Below are 2,576 nucleotides of genomic sequence, written 5' to 3'. Positions count from 1 at the left end.
ATGCCACTGCGGCCCCCGCGCACCGCATCCCAATAGGGCTGAGTACCGAGGCCGTTCGGCGCGGTGATGCCGATGCCGGTGACCACCGCGCGGGTGTCGTCGAGTACCGCGGTCATGCCGCGACTCCCTTCGCCGTCGTGAGGACCATCGCGCTCTGGAAGCCGCCGAAGCCGCTGCCCACCGTGAGCACGGTGTCGGTGCGGTGCTCACGGGCGGTGAGCGGCACGTAGTCGAGGTCGCATTCGGGGTCGGCGGTGTGCAGGTTCGCCGTCGGCGGCACCACGTCGGCGCCGATCGCCAGGACCGAGGCCGCGATCTCGATCGAGCCGATCGCGCCGAGCGAATGCCCGACCATCGACTTGATCGAGCTGACCGGGGTGTCATAGGCGTGTGAACCCAAACTGCGCTTGAACGCGGCGGTTTCGTGCCGGTCGTTCTGCTTGGTGCCCGAGCCGTGGGCGTTGATGTAGTCGATCGAGTCGCCGGGCAGCCGGGCCTCGTGCAGCGCCACCCGGATGGCCTCGGCCATCTCGACGCCGTCGGGGCGCAACCCGGTCATGTGATAGGCGTTCGCGCGGGTGGCGTAGCCGGCGATCTCGGCGTAGATGTGCGCACCGCGCCGCCGGGCCGCGGACAGTTCCTCGAGGACGAACAGGGCCGCGCCCTCACCCAGGACGAAGCCGGTGCGGGAGGCATCGAACGGCCGGGAGGCGGTTTCGGGGGAGTCGTGGCGCGGGGTGGTCGCCTTGATCGCGTCGAAGCAGGCCATTGTGATCGGCGAGATCGGCGCGTCCGAGGCGCCGGTGACCATGATGTCCACCGAGCCCTCGGCGATGAGCTGGGCGGCGTACCCGACCGAGTCGAGACCGGACGTGCAGCCCGAGGACACCACGGTCGCCGGCCCTTGCGCGCCGACCGCGAAGGCCACCTCGGCGGCGAACGAGCCGGGCGACAGATGGTGGTAGAGGTGCTGGTCGGCGTACTTCTGGTCGACCAGTTCCAGGCGTCCGCCATTGCTGATCACGCGGTAGTCCTGCTCCAGGCGCATCGTCGCGCCGACCGCGCTGCCCAGTGCCACCCCGATCGAGTACGGGTCGATGGTGTCGAACTCGAGCCCGCTGTCGGCCACCGCGCTGCGCGCGCCGACGACGGCGAACTGTGCCGCGCGGTCGAGTCGCTGGGTCTCGTGGGGAGTGAGGCCGTGCAGTTCGGGGTCGAAGTCGACCTCGGCCGCGACCTTGGACCGGAACTGCTCGGGATCGAAGAAGCTGATCCGCCGGGTGGCGGTGCGGCCGGCGGTGAGCAGTTCCCAGAACTGCTTGGTGCCGACTCCGCCGGGGGCGATCACCTCCATTCCGGTGATGACGACGCGCCGGGTGTTCACTGTGCCTCCCAGTGGTAGAAGCGGTGTGCGACCGCGTCGGCCGGCTTGCGCCAGGTCGACGAGTCGTACTTGTCGATCAAGGGGTCGAGGTCGTCGCAGATCTGGATGAAGCGCGGGTCGGCTTGCTTCCACGCCTGGGCGATCACCGCACCGCCGTCGGGGGTCTCGAAGTCCTGCAGGTGGAAATAGACGCCGCCGAGGGCGAAGAGCTGCCTGCGCCGGGTGCCCATCCGGTGGGGGACGTCGGTGGTGTCGAAATCGGCGAACAGCTGCGCGACCTGCGGGCGGCGTTCGGGGACAAGGCGATTGACGACGAGGGTGCTGAACATGGCGGGGTCCACCGGGCCGGGCAGCCAGTGGTAGTAGCGCTCGGCGAGCACGGTGGTGTCAAAGGGCGCGATATCGGCGCCGAGGTCGGGGCCCTCGGGCTCGCCAGGCAGCGGTGTGTCGCTGTCGACGATGTGGATGAGCAGGTCGTCGTGGTAGTGGAACAGTTGGCGGCGAACGATTTTCGCGTCCGTCGGGGCCGCCGTGGCATCGTGCTCGGCGAACCTGCCCGCCACGCGTGCGCGGGCCGCGATAGTGGTCGTCCTGGCGACCGTGACTGTCGTATGCATCCGGTGTCGGCTCCTCTGCGGTTCAGTTCTGGATCCGGCACAGCACGGCGCCGCTGCCGATACTGGTGCCGATGTCGGTGATCAGGCCGACGACGATGCCCGCCTTGTGGGCGGTGACCGGTTGTTCCATCTTCATCGCCTCGATCACCGCGATGAGCTGCCCGGATGCCACCGAATCACCTTCGGCGGCAGCGAGTTTCACCAGAGTTCCGGCCATCGGGGCGGTCAGTGAGTCGCCGCTGGGGGTAGCGGCGGCGCTCACGCGCAGGGGGCGAGGCGAGGGTCGGGAGGCCGGTTTGGTGCCGCGCGCGGGCAGGGTCACCTCCACTCGTTTACCGCGCACTTCGAGCACCACGGTCTCGCGCGGCGCCGTGGCACCGGGCGGTGCGGCGGTATCGGGGTAGGGCTCGATGGTGTTGTCGAACTCGGTCTCGATCCAGCGGGTGTGTACGCGGAACGGCGCGTCGGTGAAGGCGGGGTCGGCGACCACCGCGCGGTGCAGCGGCAGCACGGTCGCGATGCCGTCGATCGCGAACTCGCTGAGCGCGCGCGCCGCCCGTTGCAGTGCCTGGGTC

Annotated in this window: 3 protein-coding genes; all 3 read right to left on the bottom strand. The window is 69.6% G+C overall.

Annotation, left to right across the window (positions count from 1 at the left end; translation table 11 throughout):
- Positions 1-112: 112 nt before the first annotated feature.
- Positions 113-1,384, bottom strand: a complete 1,272-nt coding sequence (locus ACFWF3_RS31705) for a beta-ketoacyl-[acyl-carrier-protein] synthase family protein (RefSeq protein ID WP_379317459.1) — start codon at positions 1,382-1,384, stop codon at positions 113-115.
- On the bottom strand, positions 1,381-2,001 hold the full coding sequence (locus ACFWF3_RS31700; RefSeq protein ID WP_378992517.1) for a TcmI family type II polyketide cyclase: 621 nt from the start codon (positions 1,999-2,001) through the stop codon (positions 1,381-1,383). Before ACFWF3_RS31700 ends, ACFWF3_RS31705 begins: the two co-directional genes overlap by 4 nt.
- Positions 2,002-2,023: 22 nt before the next feature.
- Positions 2,024-2,576, bottom strand: a 553-nt coding sequence (locus ACFWF3_RS31695; protein ID WP_379317457.1) for a biotin/lipoyl-containing protein, incomplete at its 5' end; no start/stop codon positions are given.

This window comes from Nocardia sp. NPDC060220 (assembly GCF_042727815.1).
Taxonomy (GTDB): Bacteria; Actinomycetota; Actinomycetes; order Mycobacteriales; family Mycobacteriaceae; genus Nocardia.
The sequence above is the reverse complement of the archived record's forward strand: the minus strand, read 5'-3'. Positions and strand labels throughout refer to the sequence as shown.

Excerpts from the sequence above, each read along its gene's own strand:
- ACFWF3_RS31700 (WP_378992517.1), bottom strand. The coding sequence starts at position 2,001 with ATGCATACGACAGTCACGGTCGCCAGGACGACCACTATCGCGGCCCGC.